The sequence below is a fragment of the Microvirga massiliensis genome (assembly GCF_001006805.1).
GTDB lineage: Bacteria > Pseudomonadota > Alphaproteobacteria > Rhizobiales > Beijerinckiaceae > Microvirga > Microvirga massiliensis.
This window is the reverse complement of record NZ_LN811352.1, coordinates 18164-36652: the sequence shown is the minus strand read 5'-3', so window position 1 is coordinate 36652 and position 18489 is coordinate 18164. Positions and strand designations below refer to the sequence as shown.

Below are 18489 nucleotides of genomic sequence, written 5' to 3'. Positions count from 1 at the left end.
GTCGCTCATCGTCGTTCCCCCTCGATGGGTTCGGGTCGGGTGCCGTGATCGGCGGAATGGGCGGTCGGGCGGGGCCGCGGGCTCGCGGCTTCGACGCAGATCGGCGTGCAGAAGCGAGCGCGGCCGAAGGCGGTGAGGGTTGGGTATGCGGCGCGCGTGAATGTGCAGCCGCAGTGCGCGCAGATCTTGCGGCTCATGGTCGTTTGCGATGTTCGAGAGGCAGCCGGGCGATTGGCTCGCAGGCCAAAAGAAAAGCCGCCCCGAGGGCGGCCTATCGGTGTTTGTGGACGCCGCAGGACGGCGAATTGATCACAGCCAAGCTTTGCGCAAGGGTTGTCGGCCTACAGCAAAAGGGGGCTGAAAGTGCTGAAAACTCTAGCGGTATCCGCAACGCTCGTCGTTGCTGCAAACACGATCACCGCGAAGGCGGATGATCTTAACGTTACGTTGAGGGGGAGCAATCGAGGCATCGTTATCAACAATCCCAATGCTTTCGATCTCGGCGAATGCACCGTCTATGTGAACTCGAAGTTCAAGTTGGGGAGCAACTTTCGGATCCCGAGAGGCAGCTCGGCCGAGGTTTGGTATTCCGAGCTGATGACGAGGAATGACGTGCGCTTCGATCCCTCCCTCGATCGCCTTCAGCGGGTCTTTGTCAATTGCCGCAAACCATCGACGATGGATGCGAGCTTCTCCCCGTCGTCGTAGAACGGGCATGCGCTCAACCAATGAGAAAGGCCGCCTATGAGGCGGCCTTGTTGCATCTCGTCGGAGCAATCAGGCTTACTGCGTATCCTCGCCGGTCAGCCTCCGGAGCTGAGCCTCGGCTTTGCGAAGCTCCTCTTCGGCCTCGTGTTGATCTGCCCGCGCGATGGCCGCGCGGATGCGATCCTTGCCGTCGCCACCGCTCCACGATTGCATCGGCCCGCCGAAACGCTCGGCGATCTCCTCCGGTGTCGGTTGTCGTTTCTCGTCGTTCATTGCCGCCTCTCGTGAAGAGGCAGGATCGGCCCGATCTCGCGAGCCCGCAAGAACGCCTTCAAGGCGGTCTTCCCGCCGACGGTGGCGCCGAGCCACGCGACGAGAAACTCGACGGCCGCGGGCGATGCATCAGCACCGTTGATGTAGAGCCCGTCAGCCACGAGACCGGCTCGAACGCCATGCGAGAGAGCCGCATCGAACCACACGGCCGGATCTGCCGGGAGCAGGGGCGCGAGCTGTGTGCCGAGAGTAGCGGTGTCGAGGAAATCGGGTGCATGTAGGTGGAGGGACATTGCGCCTTGATCCAAACTTGATATTTTGCATATCAAGTTAGCCCGGCCCGAAGTCAATACAAAAAGTATCAGGTTGCGATGATCTCCGTCCGCCAGCTCAAAGCCGCCCGCGCCCTTCTCGATTGGTCGCAGCAAGATCTCGCCGATGCGTCAGGCGTCTCGAAGCCAACGATCGCACGGCTTGAGACAGCCGACGGCGATCTCGGAGGCTATGCAGACACGCGCGACAAGCTCACGGCCGCCCTTGAGCGCGCCGGGATCGTCTTCCTCGCCGAGGGCGGCCCCGGCGTGCAGCTCAAGCGTGCGGCATGACCGAAGCCGAGGCCTTCCAAGCCTATCGGGACGCTTTCGGAGAGCCGCCGCCGTTGATCCCCGGCCCGGCGACTACGGAGGCGCGTGTTGCTCTCTGGTGTGAGGCGATCGAGCGAGGATCTCCGCTCACCATGGAGGATCTGCTCCGCGATAGTCCGGAATTGCTCGCACGGTGGCGCGAGGATCCGCGGAGCGTGATGTTCTGATCGGCCCTCACGTGCGCGTGCGCGAGGCTCAGTGCGCTCTCGATCGATCGCGCGTCCCGATCTCGTCAGCGAAGCACGCGCAGTATCGATCAACTGCCTGCGCGTGTTCGCGCGGGATCTCGAACGCGATCCAAGCTTCGGTTGATTGCGGTGACTGAACGGCAATCACGAGATCGCCTTCGAGACGGCCGAGGAAGACGGTTCCGGCCGTATCGTTGTGCGCAACCTCGCGGATGATGGTGACTTTCGGCATTAGGCACTCCGATTGACAGAAACGGGCCACAGACGGACGCGATGCGCTCGCGGCTAAGATGCAGCCGCGAGCCCGAGAATGGCCGCTAGTGGCCGCGAAATCGGCCCTAGCGTGCGTGTTGAATTAGGCCGCGCCCGCTTCGGCTTTCATGCGCTCGTATGCTGCGCGATTGGCGCGAAAGAGTTCGCCCTGTTGGGTGAGGTTCCACGTCTCGCGCTTGAACGGATTGGGGCCATTGAAGGTGCCAGAATTGCGCGAGCTGCCGACGCTGCCGGGATCGACTTCGGCTTCGATCATGAGGCGACGCGCAAGCTCGGGATTGTCGCGAATGATGCGCCCCTGCGCTGTGAGATTGCGATGAGCGGCAAGCCAAGGATTTGGACCGCTGTAGCTGGTCGGCTGCGACTTGTTCGGTTCGTCGTCGATGAAGCAGCGCGGCCGCGCCTGTTTCATCTCCGCGACGAAGCCCTCGATCGTCAGCCATTCGCCGCGTGAGCCGATGCGGCGGATGCCTTTGTCGTCGATGATCTCGACCTCGATCTCATCGCCTTCGTCGTTCAGTTGGGCTGCGGCCGTCAGTTTGGCGAGGAAATAATCCTTCCATGCCGGATCGATCCGCGCGGCGTCGAGGGCGGCGGAAGCCTTCTCAGCGACGAGCATCTTCTCGACGTGTGCGCGCCACTTCTCGACCTTGCCGAGAGACAAGCCGTCGACCGGCTCGACGTCGAGAACGAAGCCGTCGCCAGTGGCGTGGTAAAGATCGCGGTGCTTCGCGTCGACCTCGTGAAGGGCTTCGATTTTGGCTCGGAGTGCCATTGCGCTTCTCCTGCGCTCCCGGTCTCGGCGAGCGCTGTTCGGGTTGCTGTGATGGGTGGTGGGTGACGGCTATTCGGGATCCTGCAGGAGCGCGCCTTGACGGTAGCCCTTGCCTTGTGCCGGTCCCGACTGCGCTGATGCGATGGCCTTGTTCGCCTGCGCGGCGAGCGGGCCGATGCGCGCGAGCTTCGCGATCAGCGCGTCGACCTTCGCGTCGGCCGCGTCGATTGAGGTCGTGTCGATGACCGGGGCGGCGCTGACGTTGAGCGCCGTCGTGATCGTCGAGCCCGCCGCTTCTGCCTTCTGTGTCGCCGCATCGATTTCCGATGTGTCGACGGTCGGCCGCGGTGGCGGCAGAGGGACGCCGGGCGGCGGCGTGTTCGTGCCATGCTTCCCGAAGCCGAATGTCGCCAATCCGGACGCGAGCGGCTGCGCGCGTTCGAGCGATGCCTCGGCCCTGTTCATGCCGAGGCTTTCGACGTGCCGTCGGACGACGATCTCGCCGGCCAGCTTCGTGACGGTCTCAAGCTCGCGCCGGAGAGCGTCGATCGTGTCGATCGGGACGCGCGCGGTTTCGGCCTTGCCGATGCGGGTCTGAAGGTCGGCCGCCCTCGCGATGATGCGATCCTCTCCGGCGATCTTCTCGGCCCGAGCTGCTTCGCGACCTTTGCGGGCCGCATCGTCCGGCGTCTTGCCGATCCATTCGTCGAGCGCCTCGTTCCAGACTTTGCCGGACAGGAAGGGGAGGTTCTTCTCGGCCCATGCCTCGGCTTCGGGAGCGGGAGTCGGGATCTCGGCGATCTCGCCCGGTTTGCGACCGTCGCGCTCGTCGAGGTAGGCATTGGCCCGGCTGAGGATCCGCTGGAACTTGGTCTCACCCTTTTCGATCGCATCGACGGCGTCATTGATGCTCTCCGCGACGCTGCCGGCCGCGACCTTCAACGGTTCGCCGATCCGCGTAGCGAGCGTGTCGATAGAGGCTTGCGCCCGCTGCAATCGGTTGAAATCCTTCTCAAGCTGCTTCCCGAACTGCGCGTCGACGCTGCCGATGTAGTTCGCCCTGTTCCCCATTGTCTTGAGGAGCGAGTTGAGCCGCGGCAACTGGTTCAAGAGCTTCGAGATGTCGTCCTGATACTCCTTGCCGAAGATGTTCGTGAGGATCTCGGCCCGCTTCATGGGGTCGGAGACCTTCGCGATCTTCTGAAGGAAGCCGAGCGTTGCTTCGAGCGGCTTCGCGATGAACTCCCGCCGCATCTTGTTCGACGAGACGCCGAGCTGTTCGAGCCCCTTGCTGGCCTTGTCGGAGAACTCTTCCCCGAGCCGCATGACGTTCATCAGCGCCTCGAAGCCGGTCGCGGCGACGTCGGTCCGGACGCCGACCTCCTTGAGGGCCGCGCCGAAGGCGAGCGTTTGCTCGGCCGAGATGCCGGCGAGCTTGCCGGAGGCGCCGGACCTGCGCAGGAACTCCAGAAGGTCGCTCTCGCGCGAGGCCGAAATATCGGCCGCGGTGTTGATCGCGTCACCGATCTCCTCGATGCGCCCTTGGTGGGCGCCGTAGATGTTTCCGAGTTCGGCGAGTGCCTGCCCGGTCTCTTCCGCGTTCGTGCCCCATGCGACGGTGGCCTTGGCGCCGTATTCCGTGAACCGGAGAAGCTCCTGCGCGGGGCGGCCGGCGAAGCCCGCCTGTGCGAGCATCGTGCCGAGTTCCTCCTTGGTCTTGCCGGTGGCGCGGCTCAGATCGAGGAGCTTCTGTGCATACTCAGCCGACTTCTCGGCATTCGCGTCGGTCGCCTTCTCGACCTCCGTCATCACCTTCTCGAAGGAGAGAGCGCTCTCGGTCGCCTTGTAGGCGCCCGCCGCGACCGCGATACCGCCTGCAGCAGCGCCGAAGCCGGTCATCCCGAAGCGGCCCGTGATCGCTCCGCCCATGCCCGCCGCGAATTGCCCGTAGGGCGTCGCCGAGCCGCCGGAGCCGCCTCCGGATCTACGATGCGGGAGATGGCCACCAGCGGCCGCTGGAGGGACGACAACCGGCACAACACCGCCGGAAGATCCGCGACCTCCCGTCAGAGCATAGCGCCGCACGGTGCGCGCCGTGCGCTCCGCCGCCCGGCCCTCGGCGACGATCGCCCGAGCGCTCTCGCGCCGGACCCGCGCCTGCCGGGCGATTGCGATGGTCGAGGCATTGACCGCCTTCGCCTCCTGCTTGGTCGCGACTGCGACGCCTTTGACGGCGCGCTCTGCCTTCCGGCCCTCGGTCGAGAGGCCGATATGCGCCTTCTTCGACCTCCTCCCGAAGGCATCGACCTCCTTCGAGGCGTTCTTGAGCGGCCGCGTGAGCTTGTCGATGAGTTGCAGGACGAGGGAGACGTTAAGGCTGCTCATCGACCTGCCTCATCGGTGACGGTGCGTGCGATCTGGACGTCGACCTGCCGGGGCGGCGCGTCGAGATCGAGAGTGCTCCTCGCGAGGAAGGCGACGACGATCGGATCATCGCTCGCGGCGAGCTTGCGACGAATTGTGAGACGGCACAGGGCCTTGCCACGTTGAAAGGCCTCCTGCGCGTCTGGATGCTCGGCGAGAAAGCGAGCGAGGTCGCCCTCGCGCACGCCGAAGTGAGCCTCGGCTTCGCGAACCGTCGCGTTGACGCTCCCGAGTTCGACGAGCTGATCGACGGTCCAAGCGTCGAGAACGAGTTTCGGGTTCTGTTGGCGGGGCATTGGTGCTCCTGAAATGCGAAAGGCCGCCCGATGCGGCGGCCTGCGTGGTGGTGGACTTCGGTGGGTGATTAGGCGACCGGGTCGTCGGTCTCGCGCGCCGTGATCCGGTCGCCGCATGCCTCTACGATCAAGGCCTCAAGCTCCTCGTCCGAGAGGTTCATGAGATCGTCGCGGGTGTGCTTGACGTTGAGGTTGACGGTCGCGGGGCTCGGGCGGTCGTCGAGCTTCAAGATCGCCTTCGCGAGGAAGATCATCGCATGCGGCGACTTCGAGCTGAAAAGGCGGGCCCGCAAGGACACGCGGCCGGCGGCATTGCCCTTCTCGATCGCGGTGCGGACTGCCTCGTGCTCTTGCACGAAGCGGCTGAACGTCTTGACGCTAACGGAAAGGCTCGCCGCCATGTCTTCGTGCGTCGCCAACACGCGGCTGAGCGCTTCGATCTTGCCGAGCGTAGCCTCGTCGGTCCGGAGCTTCTTTGGCCGGGCCATGGGTTTCTCCTGCTTTTCTGCTTAGGGACGCGCCGGTCGAAATCCTCCTCGGATGGGCGTCGGTGCGGTCCTGCGAATGAAAAAGCCCGGCTCGATGGCCGGGCTCGTGAGCGGGTGGGATTGGTGCCGGTCTCGGCGGGCTCGCCGAGGCGCTACGGTGGCCGAGGGCGGCCTTCGAGGAGCTTGGCCGTAGGTGAGTAGCCGAGATCGGTTCCCGGCGGTCCGCGGTCACCGGGCGCGATGCGTCCCGCCATGCGGCGATTGCCTCGGCCGTGAGATTGGTGGTCACGCCGGAGCGCTTGCCAAGGATCGGGTAGGTTCCGCGGTAACGGGTCAGACCGCGACCCCATGCGGCTTGGGGCGTGGACTGCTTGCAGAGGTAGTTGATCGCGCTTCGCACCTTGCCGTGCTCGGTGATCCGCATTTGCCGATCGGCTGGAACGACGTCGATCTCGTAAGGCTCGGGGTGCCAGGTATTGAGGGCGGCCTCGAACTTAGCCCGATGCCGGGCCGGAACGTGCAGCAGCACATGTAGGTGCTCTCCCGTGCCGTCCGAGTTGACCTCTCTCGACCACACGAAGGTCGGCCGGAAACCGTTTTGCCGGGCGAAGACGCCGAGCCTGTTCCGGAACGCTCGATACGCCGTGACGTGATCCGCCGGGCCCATGATGCCGTCCGGATCGAACGGGCGATACGTCACGAAAGCATTGAGCGGTGTCCCAATCCGAGCGGCGTGATGCCATGCCTCGCTTAGCGCTTTCACCTCCTCGACACCGAGGCCGGAGGTGCTCTTCTGAACGAACAAGGGAGGCTCCGTCTTGAACTGAAAGAAGCCGCGCACGCACGCGCGGGTGCGCGCACGCGAGGGAGCATGAAAAAGCCCAAGCCAACGAGTGACTTGGGCGTTCATTCTCATGCGCACTGCGCCCGCAGACAGATTGAAGAAAAGCCCAATTGCTAAAGTCGGTTAGGCCGCGTTCCTCATGTTGCGGGCGAGGCAATTACACCTTGAAGGCGCTCCGACGCCTTCACGCGACCTCTTTCGATCGCTTCGAGGGGTCGACGGTGCGGGCGGCAAGCCACGCTTCGATGGCCGCTCGCGAATAGACGAACTTCCGAGGTCCGAGCTGCATCACCGGGGGCGCGTCGGGGCTCTCGCGTAGCCATTTCCGTGAGACGCGGAGGACTTTCGAGGCTTCGGCAGAGGTTAGGATTTCGGGGACTTGGCTCATGGGCCTCTCCAACAGCGAAAAGCCCGCCGGGCGGGTGCCGGGCGGGCGGTGGTGGATCTGATTGTAGGCGATGACGGATGGGCGGAATGTTGGGCTGCTATCTGCCCGCGCACGCACCTATCCGATCGTAAGCGGAACCGTGTGCACTTTGTGCGGCCTGCGCAAGGCCTCCGACCGAGAGGGCCTGTGGAGAACGATCCAAGAACATCCTTCGGGACTTTTTCGGGACTTTCCGCGGCCCTTCGGGATTTTTGTGTCCGTTCCGTTCTCCAATTTCCGGCGAGCAAGTCGCCTCCGCTCGGTGAGCGGAGACCGGATAATTGTTGCTCCTCAATTGCTTACAGCGCATGAGGGATGGCGACCCCGGCAGGGTTCGAACCTGCGACCTACCGCTTAGAAGGCGGTTGCTCTATCCAGCTGAGCTACGGGGCCTGACGTCGATCCCGCTCAATGCGTCCACGGATCGACGCGATTGAACTTGAAATTGTCCGCGTAGGACATCGTCCGCCGCTTCATCTCGTGCGGCTCCTCAACGCGATAGGCGATCCCCTCTCGCTCCGCATAGGCGATCGCCTCCTCCTTCGTATCGAACCACAACCTGAGCTGCTGCCGGGTATCCCTGGAACTGGTCCATCCCATGAGGGGCTCGATCTCCCGGGGGGAGTCCTGCTCGAAGACGAGGAGCCATTGCTTCGTCCGGGCGAGGCCGGACTGGGTTGCCGATTTGGCGGGCTTGTAGATCCGTGCAGGCATCTTTCGACGTCTCGACAGCTTGGCCGGGCCATGGTCGGGGCGGCCGGATTTGAACCAGCGACCCTCTGCTCCCAAAGCAGATGCGCTACCAGACTGCGCTACGCCCCGACGGCCGGCATGGTCGAACTAAGGCTTCCCGAGACCGGGCGCAAGTCCGATGGAAGCCGGCTCGCTGGGTTCAGTGCTTGAACAGCGGGTGTTCGGCCCGGTCTCCGGGTCGGATTCCGTGAAGGGCGGCCGACCCGGCATTGAGCTCGAGTACAGACAGGACCGGCTCTCCCGAGGAGATCGTGCGGGTCGAGAGAGGTTCCGTATTGGCCGCAATACGCGCGATCGTCCCGTCTGGCCTGATGAAGAGCATGTCGAGGGGAATGTAGGTGTTCTTCATCCACATCGAGACGGGCTCCACCCGTTCGAAGTCGAAGAGCATCCCGTGATCCGCAGGCATGGACTTGCGATACATCAGGCCCTGTGACCGCTGATCAGGGGTGCGCGCGACCTCGACCTGGAAGATATGCCGGTCACCAGCCTTCGTCGCGATCGTGAGACCCTCGAGCTGCTGCGCCGCTGCCGCACTCGCCCAGGCGATCGCAGCCAGCCATGTGATCGCGAGGCACCGGATCGGCTGAGGAAGGCTGGTCAATGGGACTGCGGGAGCGCAGTATCGGCGAGGCGGACTTCCGCAGCCATCAGTCCCTTGGAACCGTCACCATAACGGACGAAGACCTGCTCTCCCGGCTTGAGCTCGGCAATTCCGTAGCGCCGCAGCGTCTCCATATGCACGAAGATGTCCGGAGTCCCCTCGCCCCGGGTCAGAAAGCCAAAGCCCCGGAGCCGGTTGAACCATTTCACGATGGCCGGCTCGAGACCGCTCGTCGGCACGACGTGGACATGAGTCCGCGGGAGAGGCAGTTCGGACGGATGAAGCGCCGTCGACTCGTCGAGAGAGACGATCCGGATCGCCTGAAGCCCGCGCTGGCGCTGCACGGCCTCGACGACGATGCGGGCGCCCTCGTTAGCGCTCTGGTAACCGTCGCGCCTCAAGCATGTAACATGGAGGAGGACGTCGGACAGCCCGTTATCGGGAACGATGAAGCCGAACCCCTTGGCGACGTCGAACCACTTGATTCGACCGCTGACCTGGATGAACTCGACGGCATCTTCCGGGTGGGCCTGGGGCGCGGCGCGCTCGAATGAGGGAACGGATGCTGCGCTAAAGGGACTGCTACGGTAATCGTCAGACATGAACTAAACCCGTTCGAATCACGCCGCCTGATTCTTGCGACGAGGATAACACCGTCGTGAGTCTGTGAAAGTCCGAAACTGCCGTTACGGCTATTCAATCGAACTTTTAGGCATCGGCCCCCTGCGCTCCAAAATGAAGGACAGCACATCGCCGATCTCGCCGTGGATGACGAGGTCAGCGATCGAGTCGAGTTCGGTTGGCTCGCGGTTGAGGATCACCAGACGTACTCCCCTGTGCTTCGCGAGAGCCGGGAACGCGGCGGCAGGATACACGACCAGGGACGAGCCGACAGCAAGAAAGAGATCACAAGCTTCCGTCCGTTCCCGGGCACGCCTCATCGCCGACTCCGGCAAGGCTTGGCCGAAGGAGATCGTGCCCGATTTCACGATCCCGCCACAGGCGGCGCACCTCGGCGCGGCACCAGTTTCCTCGAATAGCATCCGAACCCGCGCCAGATCGTGACGCAACTCACACGACAGGCATATCGCGTAGGTCCCGTTCCCATGTAGCTCGATGACCTTTTCGGGTTTGACTCCCGAGGCTTGGTGGAGTCCGTCGATGTTCTGGGTGATGATCGCGGACATTCGCCCGCCAGCAACGAGTGTGGAGAGCGCCGCGTGCCCGCGGTTCGGCTTTGCGCCGCGATACAGATCATCCAGGGCGAACTTCCGGCGCCACGCTTCCCGCCGGGCCTCCTCGCTGCGAAGAAAGAGATCGAACGGGATCGGCGTGCCGCGCTTCCAGGGACTGTCCGGAGAACGGAAGTCGGGAATCCCGCTCTCAGTCGAAATTCCGGCCCCCGTGAACCCGACGACGGATCGGCTCATCCCGAGAAACTCTTCGAGCTGCGCGATGCCGTTGCTCCCGGAATAGCGAATCATCCAATTCGTGCCTCCGCCCGTGCTCGCCGTAATACGCGAGGCGTGATAACCCGGCATCCGGACCAGATACTGCGCCCGTGAATCAGATTTCTCCCATTCCGCCAGCCCGAACCGCTCTGCGGTGGCAGGGTCTGGATGTGGCTCGGGGCATCGCCCTCGCCGCCATGATCGTGTATCACGGGGCGTGGGATCTCAGCTTCCTCAATCTGATCACGACCGAGGTCGTCAGCGATCCTGCTTGGCGCTGGTTTGCGCGGACGATCGCCGGCAGCTTCCTGTTCCTGTCGGGCATAGCCCTCGTGCTCGCCCATCGTAATGGTTTTCGGCGCAGGGCATTCTTCGTGCGGTTGGCCAAGATTGCAGCCGCCGCCCTCGCGGTCACCGTCGCAACCTTCATCATTTTTCCCGACAGCTACATCTTTTTCGGTATTCTGCACGCCATCGCGGCCTCGAGCGTGATCGCTTTGCCCTTCCTCCGGGCACCATTCTGGATCACCGCCCTCGTCGCAGCGTTGGTTCTGGTCATGCCGTGGTTTCTCACCAGCCCGGCCTTCGACCAGCCCTGGCTCGACTGGCTGGGCCTCGGGCAAACAGTGCCGCGCACGAACGATTACATCCCGATCTTCCCATGGACCGGGCTCGTGCTCGCGGGCGTCGCCGCAGCACGTTCACCGTTGATGAAGCCGCATCTGGTGCGTCTGTCCCAGACGGACGATTCCAATGTGATCACGCGCGCTCTCGCGGTCGCGGGGCGGTGGAGCCTTATCGTCTATCTCGTGCACCAGCCGATTCTGTTCGGAGCCTTCTCCGCTCTGCTCGCTGTGACGGGGCCGAATCCTCAGGCGGAGGCACGTCCCTTCCTCCGCGAGTGCCAGGCCGGATGCCTGAGCAGCAACGACAATGAGGCCATGTGCAGACGGACCTGCCACTGCATGGTCGGTCTGATGCGGCGCGAGGGGCTCTGGACGGATGCCCTCGCGGGTCGCCTGGGGGCCGAGGATCAAACGAGAGTTTCGGGAATGGCCCAGCAGTGCCTCGCGACCCCACCCACCGAGCCGTCACCCTGAACCAGGGCCCTGCAGCAGAGCCGAGTCTGCCCGGAATGTAGGGTCCGGTCAGGTGTCGCGAGCGCAGCTCTTATGCCCGTTTTGGTCGGCATGCGCCTCGGCAAGAAGACACAGCAGCTCGAACCCGATCGACGCGCCGACCAGCCCTGTGGTCCCACTCGGGTCGAGCGGCGGCGAAACCTCCACGAGATCCGCTCCGATGAGGTCGAGATGGCGGAAACCACGGACGAGTTGCAGCGCCTCGCGGCTCGTGAACCCGCCGATCTCCGGGGTTCCGGTCCCAGGAGCGAAAGCAGGATCGATCGAATCGATATCGAAGGTGAAATAGGTCGGTCCGGTGCCGACCACCCGCCGGGCTTCGGCAATCGTTTCCGGGATTCCGATCCGGACCACCTCCTCCATATCGATGATCCGAATACCCTGCGCGAGCGCCCAGTCGCGCTCGTCGCGGCTGTACATCGTTCCGCGGATCCCGATCTGGACCGTGCGCCTCGGGTCGAGCACGCCATCCTCGATTGCCCGACGGAACGGAGTGCCGTGCGTGAGGGTCTGCCCACCGAAATAGACATCGCCGGTGTCGCTGTGGGCATCGATATGAATCATGCCGACCGGGCGCCTGGCTCCGAGGACACGCAGGATCGGATACGAGACGATATGATCTCCGCCGACGCAAAGCGGGACGACGCCGCCGCTCACGAGGTGCGCCACGAACGCTTCGATGCGTCGGAGCGTGTCCGACACATCGACCGGATTGATGGGCACATCACCGATGTCGGCACAGGCGCAGAGGTCGTACGGCGCGACGAGCGTTCCGGAATTGACGAGGCGCATGAGTGACGATGCCTCGCGGACCTGGCGTGGCCCCAGGCGGGTACCGGGTCGATTCGTGGTCGCACCATCGAACGGAATGCCGAGGAGAGCGATGTCGACCTGGCCGGGAGCCTCGGTCGGGCCGAGGTGCGGCAGGCGCATGAAGGTCGAAATCCCAGCAAATCGTGGCACCACCATCCCCGAGAGAGGTTGGAAGGCTGCGAGCCTGCGCTCGCGATCGCTCGTTTCAGCCCTGGCCGTGACGGAATCCTGCACTCTGCCCTCGCCTTAGTTCACCGCGCGGGAAAGCACCCGCTCCACGCGCTCGAGGCCCCAGTCCAGCTCTTCCCGCGTGATCGTCAGCGGAGGCGCGAATCTGAGCACCGTCTCGTGCGTGTCCTTCGTCAGAACACCCTCGCGGGCGAGCACCTCGCAAAGGGAACGTGCGGATGCGACATCCGGATCGATTTCGACGCCAGCCCAAAGGCCCCGCCCCCTGACATCGACGACGATGTTGCTGCGCAGCTCGGAGAGCCGGCCCAGGAGATAGGCACCCAATTCCGCGCTGCGCTCGACGAGATGCTCGTCCTCGATGATCGCGAGCGACTCGAGCCCGATCCTCGCCGCGAGGGCATTTCCGCCGAAGGTCGATCCATGGGACCCGGGATCGAACACGCTCATCAACTCGCGTGTCCCCACGAGGGCCGAGACCGGATAGACCCCGCCCCCGAGTGCCTTCCCGAGGATGAGTCCGTCGGGTCGGATATTTTCATGCTCGAAGGCGAACCAGCGCCCGGTCCGCCCCAGGCCCGATTGCACCTCGTCGAGGATAAGGAGCACGCCGCGCTCGTTGCAGATCGCCCTCACCTCCTCGAAGTAGCCCGGCGACGGAACGATGATTCCGCCCTCTCCCTGGATAGGCTCGAGCAGCACCGCGCAGGTATTCGGCGTGATGGCCTTGCCGATCGCGGCTGCATCTCCGAACGGCACGAGATCGAATCCCCCGTCGAAGGGGCCGAAGCCGTCCCGGTAGGATGCCTCCGAGGAGAAGCCGATGATCGTGGTCGTGCGGCCGTGGAAGTTGCCTTCGGCTGCGATGATGCGGGCCTGCCCGTCGGGAATACCGCGGCGGCGGCACCCGAAGCGCCGGGCTGCTTTGATGGCCGTCTCGACCGCCTCCGCACCCGTGTTCATCGGCAGTGCCATGTCGAGCCCGGTGAGTTCGACGAGCCGGGTCAGGAATGGGCCGAGCACGTCGCTGTAGTAGGCCCTGCTGGTGACGGCAAGCCGCTCCGCCTGCTCTCGCATAGCCTTCAGGATGCGTGGATGCCCGTGTCCGACGCTCACGGCGGAATAGGCGCTCATCATGTCGAGATAGCGCCGGCCGCTGGTATCCATGAGCCAGACGCCATTCGCTTCCGCGAGGACCACGGGAAGAGGCGCATAGTTGGAAGCCGAAACGGCACGCTCGGAAGAGATGAAATCCATGATGCCCTCCGACCAGATCCTACAGCGAACCAGGAAGCGAAGGGTGCTGAACTGCGCCGATGATGCAGCCGTTTCGGCTCTGACGGTCGTCAATTGCAGCCGATTGGAGTGCCCTCGACTGCAGTGGTTTTTGCAACCGGAAAAGACAGCCGTACTTTACTCCAACGCCTCCAGGCTGTCCGGAAGCGTTGGCCCCTCATAGGCCTTGAGCGTCTTCAGCACGAACGTGGTGTGGATTCGTGCGATCCCGTTCGCCGGGTCGCTGAGCAGCGCATCCGTGAAGACTTCATAATCCAGGAGGGTCGGAGCGGCGATGCGGGCGATATAGTCGTATTCCCCCGTCACGACCTGCAGTTCCTGGACGGCGGCCTCTGTGCACAGCAATCGCTCGAGGTGACGACGGGTGGAAGCCGATGGATCCCGGAGCGCGATCTCCGCGAGGGCAACGAGTTCGACGCCGAATGCGGCCGGATCAATCTGGACCGTGTATCCCGTGATGACACCGGCCCGTTCGAGACGCCTCACCCGGTCGAGGCACGGCCGCGCCGAAAGCCCCACCCGTTCCGAAAGCGCCTGGTACGTCATTCGGCCGTTCTCGCGTAATGCCTTGAGGATCGCGAGATCGATTCGATCGAGACGGATCGGGAGCTTCCGCCCCTCGGTCGCGCGCGGAATACGTTGTTCGTTGCCGTTCATGGGCATGTATCTCGGAACGGCAGACCAGCACTGCGTGCCGTCGCCTTGCGGAATTGCTCCCGCTCGACCAACTTCATCACCCCGCGCGGAGCGCTGTCCATGAATGTACACCCGGATCTTCTCGCCACGATCGGACATACTCCTCTGATCAAGCTGCGCCGTGCCTCCGAGATGACCGGGTGCAACATCCTGGGCAAGGCCGAATTCATGAATCCCGGGCAGTCCGTGAAGGACCGCGCCGCGCTTTTCATCATTCAGGACGCGATGGCCCGCGGCGCCTTGCGGCCGGGCGGCACCATCGTGGAGGGCACGGCCGGCAACACCGGCATTGGCTTGGCCCTCGTCGGGAATGCCCTTGGGCTTAAGACCGTGATCGTAATTCCCGAGACGCAGAGCATCGAGAAGAAGGACATGCTTCGCCTCGCGGGCGCCGAGCTCGTTGAAGTGCCGGCCGTCCCCTATGCGAACCCGAACAACTACGTGAAGGTCTCCGGCCGCCTGGCGGAGCGCCTTGCGAGCGAGAACCCGAACGGCGCGATCTGGGCCAATCAGTTCGACAACACAGCCAACCGCGATGCACATATTCAGACCACGGGCCCGGAGATCTGGGAGGATACGGAGGGACGTGTGGACGGCTTCACCTGTGCTGTCGGCACCGGCGGCACCCTCGCGGGCGTCGGCATAGCACTCAAGGAGCGGCGGCCGGAGGTCACGATCGCTCTTTCGGACCCGATGGGAGCCGCGCTCTACAGCTACTACACGAGCGGCGAATTGCGCGCGACCGGGTCCTCGATCACCGAGGGAATTGGCCAAGGCCGCATCACAAAGAACCTCGAGGGCGCCCCCGTAGATCTGGCGTTCCAGATCCCTGACGAAGAGGCGATCCCGATCGTCTTCGATCTCCTTGAGCACGAGGGCCTGTGCCTCGGCGGTTCGTCGGGAATCAACGTGGCTGGCGCGATCCGGCTGGCCGGGGAATTGGGACCCGGCCACACCATTGTAACGGTCCTCTGCGATTACGGCACCCGCTACCAGTCCAAGCTCTTCAATCCCGATTTTCTGCGCTCGAAGAATCTTCCTGTGCCGCAGTGGCTGGAGCCCAGGCCTTCCATCGACCCCGGCCTCGTGCCGGTTTCGTGACCCTCCCCTGTTCCCGTCACAAGCTTGGCTCGTGATGGGCAATTGATCGCGGCCCATCTCGACTTTCCACCGCGTTGTCGGTTCGATGACCCAATCTCTCCATTCCTACCTTTCAGAACTCCCTTTGATCGCGATCCTTCGCGGGTTGCGCCCGCAGGTCGCGGTCGAGGTTGGGGAAGCGCTCGTCGCGGCCGGATTCCGGGTCATCGAGGTGCCGCTGAACTCACCCGAGCCCCTCAGGAGCATCGAGGCGCTCGCGAAGCGGCTGCCCCCGGAGATCCTGGTCGGCGCCGGCACGGTGCTGGATCCGGAGAAGGTCGCCGCCATTCGCGATGCCGGAGGGCGCCTGATCGTCATGCCCCACTCAGATGGCGAGGTGATCCGCAAGGCAAAGGAACTCAATCTCATCTGTACGCCCGGAGTGGCGACCCCGACCGAGGCCTTTGCAGCTTTGCGCAACGGTGCCGACGGATTGAAAATGTTCCCTGCGGAGAACCTGGCCCCGGCCGTCACAAAGGCGTGGCGGGCCGTTCTCGCACCCGACACGTTGCTGATCCCCGTCGGGGGGATCACCCCGGAGTCGATGAGGCCCTATATCGAGGCGGGGGCCGACGGATTTGGTCTCGGATCTGCCTTGTTCGCGCCAGACCGCGCCGTTGATGATATAAAGCGAAGGGCACGAGACTTTGCCGAAGCCTGGCTCTCGACGGCAGGTGCCGCCAAGCGCGCCGGTTGATGGAGCTTGAAGAGAGGATGCACGGCGGCTCCATCGAGATCACCCCCGAGATCCTGCTGCGCGCCTACGCAGCCGGGATCTTCCCGATGGCCGAGGATGCTGACGATCCCACCCTCTTCTGGGTCGAACCCCGCGAACGCGGCATCATTCCCCTCACCAGCTTCCATATCAGCCGGCGGCTCGCCAAGACGGTGCGGTCGGACCGCTTCAGCGTATTGGTGGACAGAGATTTCGATGCCGTCATCGCAGGCTGTGCCGAACCGGCCGAAGATCGCGAGCGGACGTGGATCAGCCATCGCATCCGCGCCCTGTATGGCGCCCTGTTCGATCAGGGTCACTGCCACACCGTGGAGGTCTATGAGGAGGGCCGGCTCGTCGGCGGGCTTTACGGAGTGCGGCTCGGAGGCGCGTTCTTCGGGGAGAGCATGTTCCACCGGGTCAGTGATGCCTCGAAGGTCGCGCTCGTCCACCTCGTCGCGCGGCTTCGGCTCGGAGGCTTCAGCCTGCTGGACACGCAATTCGTGACTGCCCACCTCGCTCAGTTCGGCGCCATCGAAGTTCCCCGGCGGGAATACAAGCGCGTGCTCCAGGCAGCCTTGGAGCGGTATGGGGAATGGTACGTCTGGCCGGTCGACCAGACCGTTTCCGGCACAGATGCCCTCTCGGTCATTGAACAGGCGTGAGTCCGGACGAATCCGCTCCGCCTGGATCGATGATCTCGCTCTACTGGGGGCCGCTCGGAAAGAAGCGCCTTTCCGCCGGCGGCTGTGCCGGTGCAGCGCGCCTCTCGGGCTCCATGATGATATCGCGCCGCTCGACCTGCCGGCGCGGGCGCTCGAGGGCAGCGGGCTGTGATTCCTCGGGAGCCTCCTTGGGCTCCGCGATCACCTCCGTGCCGCCTTTACACTCGATGAGCCAGATGTCGTAGACGGGGTGCTCCAACCCGTGGAGGCCCGGACTCGAGGCGAACATCCACCCGCTGAAGACGGGGCGATACTTGTTCTCGAGCGTGATCTCGTCGACCTCGACGAACGCCGTCGTGTTCGGCGTCTCCGTCGGTGGCCGCGAGTAGCACACGCGCGGCGTCATCTGGAGCGCCCCGAACTGGACCGTTTCGTCCACGGCGACCTCGAAAGAGACGGTTCGCCCGGTAATCTTGTCGAGTCCCGAGAATACCGCTGTCGGGTTCTTAATGCGATCCGCGCTGGCAACGCCGGGAGACAGCGCGAGAACCGCGGCTACGACCACACCGGTGGAGATTGTCCACGCTCTGGAAACCGACATCGACCCGTTCCGTCTGCCCCGGAGGGACCCGGGAGCCAGGGGTTACCACGCCAACGGTGTCGTAAAAAGGGCGAGTCCCGAGGTGGCCCTACTCACCGGGCGTCCACGGCACATAGTCGCCGGTCGCGGCCGGTCGCTCGCCGGTCGCGAGCTGGGACCCCCGCGGTCGGTAAGCATGGGGAGTCCCGGTCATGTTCGGCACGTAGGGCTTCTCCCACTCGCGCGGCGTATAGGTCTCCTCGCTCGGCGGAATGTCGCTGTTGTGCGACAGCCAGGCGCGCCAGCCCGGAGGCACCCGCGAGGCATCGATCAGACCATTATAGATGACCCAGCGCCGCTCCGCGCCGACGGACGGATCGATGACGTGCCCCTTGGCCCGATAGTAACGGTTCCCGAACTCGTCCTCGCCGACGAACTGGCCGAAGCGCCAAGTATAGAAGCGGGTGCCGAGGGTCTGGCCGTTCCACCAGGTGAAGAACTGGGTGAGAAACTCTTTCATGAATCCTGTCGGGCCTTCGGAAACGCGGCGGACTATGGCGTTGCCTCCCCGTGAAGTCCAGGGATGCAACGCCACATCGAGGTCCTTTCCCGGTTTTCCGGCGTCCCAGCGCCCGGACGGAAATCCACAACTCATTCTGTCCCACGGTCCGATTCGCGGCTCCGGCCCTCGCCGCCCACGAATTCATCAGCGAGACTTCGGCGCTTCCTCTGCTCCGGACTAGGAGCCTTGCAGCCCCGGAGCAGGTCCGTGCAGCCCCGATGGCGGGCGCCGGTGGGTAAGTCGAAAATATTTTCGGTGTGAATCTGGAAGGCCGTATCGAGACTTAACGGTTCAGTCACCATAATCCACAGATTTAAGACCTCGATTACTACATATAGGGTGGAACCGTCTTGGCCGGCACTAGTTCTTGACGGCAGAGGCGCGACACGACTAGCTTCCCGGGGTGCCGATTTGAGGACGACGGGCCGCCCAGAAGGGGCGGCGGACTCCCCGGAAACCAGCTCGAGGTGCAATGCGCGCAACGGCGCATCGCCTTGTGTTGGTTGCGCGGAGCGCCGGAACCCGAACGGCCTGTGTGCGGTGCGC

General features: G+C 64.2%; 24 protein-coding genes and 2 tRNA genes. 7 read left to right on the top strand and 19 right to left on the bottom strand.

Annotated features, from left to right (window positions below):
- Nucleotides 1-363 precede the first annotated feature (363 nt).
- Nucleotides 364-708, top strand: coding sequence for a hypothetical protein (locus BN1233_RS09110; RefSeq protein WP_046863285.1), 345 nt, complete (start codon nucleotides 364-366; stop codon nucleotides 706-708).
- A 75-nt stretch (nucleotides 709-783) separates the two neighbouring features.
- Here BN1233_RS09110 and BN1233_RS09105 read toward each other — a convergent pair whose 3' ends face one another.
- Nucleotides 784-981, bottom strand: coding sequence for a hypothetical protein (locus tag BN1233_RS09105; protein WP_046863284.1), 198 nt, complete (start codon nucleotides 979-981; stop codon nucleotides 784-786).
- Complete coding sequence (locus BN1233_RS09100) at nucleotides 978-1274, bottom strand: hypothetical protein (protein ID WP_046863283.1); 297 nt, start codon at nucleotides 1272-1274, stop codon at nucleotides 978-980. The genes BN1233_RS09105 and BN1233_RS09100 overlap by 4 nt, the downstream gene beginning before the upstream one ends.
- A gap of 78 nt (nucleotides 1275-1352) precedes the next feature.
- Here BN1233_RS09100 and BN1233_RS09095 point away from each other — a divergent pair, with 78 nt between their 5' ends.
- Entirely contained in the window at nucleotides 1353-1586 is a 234-nt protein-coding gene (locus BN1233_RS09095; protein ID WP_046863282.1) for a helix-turn-helix transcriptional regulator, read from the top strand.
- A complete protein-coding gene (locus tag BN1233_RS09090) occupies nucleotides 1583-1792 on the top strand; it encodes a hypothetical protein (RefSeq protein WP_046863281.1) in 210 nt (69 codons plus the stop codon). Before BN1233_RS09095 ends, BN1233_RS09090 begins: the two co-directional genes overlap by 4 nt.
- Nucleotides 1793-1820: 28 nt before the next feature.
- Here BN1233_RS09090 and BN1233_RS09085 read toward each other — a convergent pair whose 3' ends face one another.
- The 12 genes from BN1233_RS09085 to BN1233_RS09025 all read right to left on the bottom strand — a co-directional run bounded on the left by BN1233_RS09085 (nucleotide 1821) and on the right by BN1233_RS09025 (nucleotide 10181).
- The gene (locus tag BN1233_RS09085; protein ID WP_046863280.1) at nucleotides 1821-2045 is read right to left on the bottom strand and encodes a hypothetical protein; all 225 of its coding nucleotides are present in this window, start codon (nucleotides 2043-2045) and stop codon (nucleotides 1821-1823) included.
- A gap of 123 nt (nucleotides 2046-2168) precedes the next feature.
- Nucleotides 2169-2861, bottom strand: a complete 693-nt coding sequence (locus BN1233_RS09080; protein ID WP_046863279.1) for a hypothetical protein — start codon at nucleotides 2859-2861, stop codon at nucleotides 2169-2171.
- Nucleotides 2862-2930: 69 nt separating this feature from the next.
- Nucleotides 2931-5246 (bottom strand): phage tail tape measure protein, encoded by a 2316-nt coding sequence (locus BN1233_RS09075; protein WP_046863278.1) that lies wholly within the window; start codon nucleotides 5244-5246, stop codon nucleotides 2931-2933.
- A complete protein-coding gene (locus BN1233_RS09070; RefSeq protein WP_046863277.1) occupies nucleotides 5243-5581 on the bottom strand; it encodes a hypothetical protein in 339 nt (112 codons plus the stop codon). Before BN1233_RS09070 ends, BN1233_RS09075 begins: the two co-directional genes overlap by 4 nt.
- Before the next feature lie 68 nt (nucleotides 5582-5649).
- Nucleotides 5650-6069 (bottom strand): hypothetical protein, encoded by a 420-nt coding sequence (locus BN1233_RS09065; RefSeq protein ID WP_147707100.1) that lies wholly within the window; start codon nucleotides 6067-6069, stop codon nucleotides 5650-5652.
- Nucleotides 6070-7097: 1028 nt separating this feature from the next.
- A complete protein-coding gene (locus BN1233_RS09055; protein WP_046863274.1) occupies nucleotides 7098-7301 on the bottom strand; it encodes a helix-turn-helix transcriptional regulator in 204 nt (67 codons plus the stop codon).
- Nucleotides 7302-7656: 355 nt separating this feature from the next.
- Nucleotides 7657-7733, bottom strand: a tRNA-Arg gene (locus tag BN1233_RS09050).
- A gap of 15 nt (nucleotides 7734-7748) precedes the next feature.
- Entirely contained in the window at nucleotides 7749-8054 is a 306-nt protein-coding gene (locus BN1233_RS09045) for an ETC complex I subunit (protein WP_046863273.1), read from the bottom strand.
- A 31-nt stretch (nucleotides 8055-8085) separates the two neighbouring features.
- Nucleotides 8086-8162 (bottom strand) — tRNA-Pro (locus tag BN1233_RS09040).
- Between the two features lie 70 nt (nucleotides 8163-8232).
- Nucleotides 8233-8661: a DUF192 domain-containing protein gene (locus tag BN1233_RS09035; RefSeq protein WP_425311708.1), complete on the bottom strand. Its 429-nt coding sequence runs from the start codon at nucleotides 8659-8661 to the stop codon at nucleotides 8233-8235.
- A 32-nt stretch (nucleotides 8662-8693) separates the two neighbouring features.
- Entirely contained in the window at nucleotides 8694-9299 is a 606-nt protein-coding gene (locus BN1233_RS09030; RefSeq protein WP_046863272.1) for a cold-shock protein, read from the bottom strand.
- A 90-nt stretch (nucleotides 9300-9389) separates the two neighbouring features.
- On the bottom strand, nucleotides 9390-10181 hold the full coding sequence (locus BN1233_RS09025; protein WP_046863843.1) for an SIR2 family NAD-dependent protein deacylase: 792 nt from the start codon (nucleotides 10179-10181) through the stop codon (nucleotides 9390-9392).
- A 77-nt stretch (nucleotides 10182-10258) separates the two neighbouring features.
- Here BN1233_RS09025 and BN1233_RS09020 point away from each other — a divergent pair, with 77 nt between their 5' ends.
- On the top strand, nucleotides 10259-11248 hold the full coding sequence (locus tag BN1233_RS09020) for an acetyltransferase domain-containing protein (RefSeq protein WP_046863271.1): 990 nt from the start codon (nucleotides 10259-10261) through the stop codon (nucleotides 11246-11248).
- Nucleotides 11249-11296: 48 nt separating this feature from the next.
- On the opposite strand, the gene speB is transcribed toward BN1233_RS09020, so the two are convergent.
- The 3 genes from speB to BN1233_RS09005 all read right to left on the bottom strand — a co-directional run bounded on the left by speB (nucleotide 11297) and on the right by BN1233_RS09005 (nucleotide 14242).
- Nucleotides 11297-12256, bottom strand: a complete 960-nt coding sequence (speB, locus tag BN1233_RS09015) for an agmatinase (RefSeq protein ID WP_147707183.1) — start codon at nucleotides 12254-12256, stop codon at nucleotides 11297-11299.
- A 90-nt stretch (nucleotides 12257-12346) separates the two neighbouring features.
- Entirely contained in the window at nucleotides 12347-13546 is a 1200-nt protein-coding gene (gene rocD / locus BN1233_RS09010) for an ornithine--oxo-acid transaminase (protein ID WP_046863269.1), read from the bottom strand.
- Between the two features lie 156 nt (nucleotides 13547-13702).
- The gene (locus BN1233_RS09005; protein WP_046863268.1) at nucleotides 13703-14242 is read right to left on the bottom strand and encodes an Lrp/AsnC family transcriptional regulator; all 540 of its coding nucleotides are present in this window, start codon (nucleotides 14240-14242) and stop codon (nucleotides 13703-13705) included.
- A gap of 99 nt (nucleotides 14243-14341) precedes the next feature.
- Here BN1233_RS09005 and BN1233_RS09000 point away from each other — a divergent pair, with 99 nt between their 5' ends.
- From BN1233_RS09000 to aat, 3 genes are all read left to right on the top strand, one after another.
- Nucleotides 14342-15382: a cysteine synthase A gene (locus tag BN1233_RS09000; RefSeq protein WP_046863267.1), complete on the top strand. Its 1041-nt coding sequence runs from the start codon at nucleotides 14342-14344 to the stop codon at nucleotides 15380-15382.
- Between the two features lie 85 nt (nucleotides 15383-15467).
- Nucleotides 15468-16118 (top strand): 2-dehydro-3-deoxy-6-phosphogalactonate aldolase, encoded by a 651-nt coding sequence (locus BN1233_RS08995; protein ID WP_046863266.1) that lies wholly within the window; start codon nucleotides 15468-15470, stop codon nucleotides 16116-16118.
- 17 nt (nucleotides 16119-16135) lie between these two features.
- Nucleotides 16136-16801, top strand: a complete 666-nt coding sequence (gene aat / locus BN1233_RS08990) for a leucyl/phenylalanyl-tRNA--protein transferase (RefSeq protein WP_046863265.1) — start codon at nucleotides 16136-16138, stop codon at nucleotides 16799-16801.
- A gap of 40 nt (nucleotides 16802-16841) precedes the next feature.
- On the opposite strand, the gene BN1233_RS08985 is transcribed toward aat, so the two are convergent.
- The gene (locus BN1233_RS08985) at nucleotides 16842-17402 is read right to left on the bottom strand and encodes a DUF2155 domain-containing protein (protein WP_082145324.1); all 561 of its coding nucleotides are present in this window, start codon (nucleotides 17400-17402) and stop codon (nucleotides 16842-16844) included.
- An 88-nt stretch (nucleotides 17403-17490) separates the two neighbouring features.
- Nucleotides 17491-17901, bottom strand: coding sequence for an NADH:ubiquinone oxidoreductase subunit NDUFA12 (locus BN1233_RS08980; protein WP_046863264.1), 411 nt, complete (start codon nucleotides 17899-17901; stop codon nucleotides 17491-17493).
- Between the last annotated feature and the right edge of the window lie 588 nt (nucleotides 17902-18489).

What these genes read in the sequence shown, in the direction of transcription:
- BN1233_RS09105 (WP_046863284.1), bottom strand. Translation starts at nt 981, where the DNA reads ATGAACGACGAGAAACGACAACCGACACCGGAGGAGATCGCCGAGCGT.
- BN1233_RS09100 (WP_046863283.1), bottom strand. Translation starts at nt 1,274, where the DNA reads ATGTCCCTCCACCTACATGCACCCGATTTCCTCGACACCGCTACTCTC.
- BN1233_RS09095 (WP_046863282.1), top strand. Translation starts at nt 1,353, where the DNA reads ATGATCTCCGTCCGCCAGCTCAAAGCCGCCCGCGCCCTTCTCGATTGG.
- BN1233_RS09090 (WP_046863281.1), top strand. Translation starts at nt 1,583, where the DNA reads ATGACCGAAGCCGAGGCCTTCCAAGCCTATCGGGACGCTTTCGGAGAG.
- BN1233_RS09085 (WP_046863280.1), bottom strand. Translation starts at nt 2,045, where the DNA reads ATGCCGAAAGTCACCATCATCCGCGAGGTTGCGCACAACGATACGGCC.
- BN1233_RS09080 (WP_046863279.1), bottom strand. Translation starts at nt 2,861, where the DNA reads ATGGCACTCCGAGCCAAAATCGAAGCCCTTCACGAGGTCGACGCGAAG.
- BN1233_RS09075 (WP_046863278.1), bottom strand. Translation starts at nt 5,246, where the DNA reads ATGAGCAGCCTTAACGTCTCCCTCGTCCTGCAACTCATCGACAAGCTC.
- BN1233_RS09070 (WP_046863277.1), bottom strand. Translation starts at nt 5,581, where the DNA reads ATGCCCCGCCAACAGAACCCGAAACTCGTTCTCGACGCTTGGACCGTC.
- BN1233_RS09065 (WP_147707100.1), bottom strand. Translation starts at nt 6,069, where the DNA reads ATGGCCCGGCCAAAGAAGCTCCGGACCGACGAGGCTACGCTCGGCAAG.
- BN1233_RS09055 (WP_046863274.1), bottom strand. Translation starts at nt 7,301, where the DNA reads ATGAGCCAAGTCCCCGAAATCCTAACCTCTGCCGAAGCCTCGAAAGTC.
- BN1233_RS09045 (WP_046863273.1), bottom strand. Translation starts at nt 8,054, where the DNA reads ATGCCTGCACGGATCTACAAGCCCGCCAAATCGGCAACCCAGTCCGGC.
- BN1233_RS09030 (WP_046863272.1), bottom strand. Translation starts at nt 9,299, where the DNA reads ATGTCTGACGATTACCGTAGCAGTCCCTTTAGCGCAGCATCCGTTCCC.
- BN1233_RS09025 (WP_046863843.1), bottom strand. Translation starts at nt 10,181, where the DNA reads ATGATTCGCTATTCCGGGAGCAACGGCATCGCGCAGCTCGAAGAGTTT.
- speB (WP_147707183.1), bottom strand. Translation starts at nt 12,256, where the DNA reads ATGGTGGTGCCACGATTTGCTGGGATTTCGACCTTCATGCGCCTGCCG.
- rocD (WP_046863269.1), bottom strand. Translation starts at nt 13,546, where the DNA reads ATGGATTTCATCTCTTCCGAGCGTGCCGTTTCGGCTTCCAACTATGCG.
- BN1233_RS09005 (WP_046863268.1), bottom strand. Translation starts at nt 14,242, where the DNA reads ATGAACGGCAACGAACAACGTATTCCGCGCGCGACCGAGGGGCGGAAG.
- BN1233_RS09000 (WP_046863267.1), top strand. Translation starts at nt 14,342, where the DNA reads ATGAATGTACACCCGGATCTTCTCGCCACGATCGGACATACTCCTCTG.
- BN1233_RS08995 (WP_046863266.1), top strand. Translation starts at nt 15,468, where the DNA reads ATGACCCAATCTCTCCATTCCTACCTTTCAGAACTCCCTTTGATCGCG.
- aat (WP_046863265.1), top strand. Translation starts at nt 16,136, where the DNA reads ATGCACGGCGGCTCCATCGAGATCACCCCCGAGATCCTGCTGCGCGCC.
- BN1233_RS08985 (WP_082145324.1), bottom strand. Translation starts at nt 17,402, where the DNA reads ATGTCGGTTTCCAGAGCGTGGACAATCTCCACCGGTGTGGTCGTAGCC.
- BN1233_RS08980 (WP_046863264.1), bottom strand. Translation starts at nt 17,901, where the DNA reads ATGAAAGAGTTTCTCACCCAGTTCTTCACCTGGTGGAACGGCCAGACC.